The sequence below is a fragment of the Planococcus sp. TJ-307 genome (genome assembly GCF_058268435.1).
The window spans coordinates 1-2,961 of sequence record NZ_JBZDOJ010000014.1; the positions used below are offsets into that span (position 1 = coordinate 1).

A 2,961-nucleotide genomic window follows, 5' to 3' on the forward strand; every position below is an offset into this window, starting at 1 on the left:
TTGGTTAAGTCCTCGATCGATTAGTATTCGTCAGCTGCACGTGTCGCCACGCTTCCACCTCGAACCTATCTACCTCATCGTCTTTGAGGGATCTTACTTGCTTGCGCAATGGGAAATCTCATCTTGAGGGGGGCTTCGTGCTTAGATGCTTTCAGCACTTATCCCGGCCACACATAGCTACCCAGCGATGCCCTTGGCAGAACAACTGGTACACCAGCGGTGTGTCCATCCCGGTCCTCTCGTACTAAGGACAGCTCCTCTCAAATTTCCTGCGCCCGCGACGGATAGGGACCGAACTGTCTCACGACGTTCTGAACCCAGCTCGCGTACCGCTTTAATGGGCGAACAGCCCAACCCTTGGGACCGACTACAGCCCCAGGATGCGATGAGCCGACATCGAGGTGCCAAACCTCCCCGTCGATGTGGACTCTTGGGGGAGATAAGCCTGTTATCCCCGGGGTAGCTTTTATCCGTTGAGCGATGGCCCTTCCATGCGGAACCACCGGATCACTAAGCCCGTCTTTCGACCCTGCTCGACCTGTACGTCTCGCAGTCAAGCTCCCTTCTGCCTTTACACTCTGCGAATGATTTCCAACCATTCTGAGGGAACCTTTGGGCGCCTCCGTTACTCTTTAGGAGGCGACCGCCCCAGTCAAACTGCCCGCCTGACACTGTCTCCCACCCCGATCAGGGGTGTGGGTTAGAATTTCAATACAACCAGGGTAGTATCCCACCGACGCCTCCTCCGAAGCTGGCGCTCCGGGCTCTCTGGCTCCTACCTATCCTGTACAAGTTGCACCAAAATTCAATATCAGGCTACAGTAAAGCTCCACGGGGTCTTTCCGTCCTGTCGCGGGTAACCTGCATCTTCACAGGTACTATAATTTCACCGAGTCTCTCGTTGAGACAGTGCCCAGATCGTTACGCCTTTCGTGCGGGTCGGAACTTACCCGACAAGGAATTTCGCTACCTTAGGACCGTTATAGTTACGGCCGCCGTTTACTGGGGCTTCAGTTCGCACCTTCGCTTGCGCTAAGCACTCCCCTTAACCTTCCAGCACCGGGCAGGCGTCAGCCCCTATACGTCACCTTACGGTTTTGCAGAGACCTGTGTTTTTGCTAAACAGTCGCCTGGGCCTATTCACTGCGGCTCTCTCGGGCTATTCACCCTACCAGAGCACCCCTTCTCCCGAAGTTACGGGGTCATTTTGCCGAGTTCCTTAACGAGAGTTCACTCGCTCACCTTAGAATTCTCTTCTCGCCTACCTGTGTCGGTTTGCGGTACGGGCACCTCCCGCCTCGCTAGAGGCTTTTCTTGGCAGTGTGAAATCAGGGACTCTGAGGCTAACCTCTTGCCATCACAGCTCAACGTATCAGGAATGGGATTTGCCTCATTCCACGCCTCACTGCTTGGACGTGCACAACCAACGGCACGCTCTCCTTATCCTTCTGCGTCCCCCCATTGCTCAAACGGCGGGGAGGTGGTACAGGAATATCAACCTGTTGTCCATCGTCTACGCCTATCGGCCTCGACTTAGGTCCCGACTAACCCTGAGCGGACGAGCCTTCCTCAGGAAACCTTAGGCATTCGGTGGACGGGATTCTCACCCGTCTTTCGTTACTCATACCGGCATTCTCACTTCTAAGCGCTCCACCAGTCCTTGCGGTCTGACTTCAACGCCCTTAGAACGCTCTCCTACCACGGACATCTACGATGTCCATCCACAGCTTCGGTAATCCGTTTAGCCCCGGTACATTTTCGGCGCAGTGTCACTCGACCAGTGAGCTATTACGCACTCTTTAAATGATGGCTGCTTCTAAGCCAACATCCTGGTTGTCTAAGCAACGCCACATCCTTTTCCACTTAACGGATATTTGGGGACCTTAGCTGGTGGTCTGGGCTGTTTCCCTCTTGACTACGGATCTTATCACTCGCAGTCTGACTCCCAAGCATAAATCACTGGCATTCGGAGTTTGTCTGAATTCGGTAACCCGGGATGGGCCCCTAGTCCAAACAGTGCTCTACCTCCAGGATTCTCAATCTTGAGGCTAGCCCTAAAGCTATTTCGGAGAGAACCAGCTATCTCCAGGTTCGATTGGAATTTCTCCGCTACCCACACCTCATCCCCGCACTTTTCAACGTGCGTGGGTTCGGGCCTCCAGTAAGTGTTACCTTACCTTCACCCTGGACATGGGTAGATCACCTGGTTTCGGGTCTACAACTGCATACTCTGTCGCCCTATTCAGACTCGCTTTCGCTGCGGCTCCGCCTTCTCAGCTTAACCTTGCATGCAATCGTAACTCGCCGGTTCATTCTACAAAAGGCACGCCATCACCCATGAACGGGCTTTGACTACTTGTAGGCACACGGTTTCAGGATCTATTTCACTCCCCTTCCGGGGTGCTTTTCACCTTTCCCTCACGGTACTGGTTCACTATCGGTCACTAGGAAGTATTTAGCCTTGGGAGATGGTCCTCCCGGATTCCGACGGAATTTCACGTGTTCCGCCGTACTCAGGATCCACTCTGGAGGGGCAGGGTTTTCGGCTACGGGGCTATTACCCGCTGCGGCGGACCGTTCCAGGTCGCTTCGCCTAATCCTGCCTTTTGTAACTCCGTATAGAGTGTCCTACAACCCCAAGAGGCAAGCCTCTTGGTTTGGGCTGATCCCGTTTCGCTCGCCGCTACTCAGGGAATCGCATTTGCTTTCTCTTCCTCCAGGTACTTAGATGTTTCAGTTCCCTGGGTCTGCCTTCTCATGTGCTATCAATTCACACATGGATACTGCCCGATTAAAGGCAGTGGGTTCCCCCATTCGGAAATCTCCGGATCACAGCTCACTTACAGCTCCCCGAAGCATATCGGTGTTAGTGCCGTCCTTCTTCGGCTCCTAGTGCCAAGGCATCCACCGTGCGCCCTTTCTAACTTAACCAATGGTCAATTAAAAAGTTGTGGCCAATCG

General features: G+C 53.9%; 1 rRNA gene. It reads right to left on the bottom strand.

The features are described 5' to 3' along the window. Positions 1–2,931, bottom strand: a 23S ribosomal RNA gene (locus AC4EHK_RS19335). Positions 2,932–2,961 lie beyond the last annotated feature (30 nt).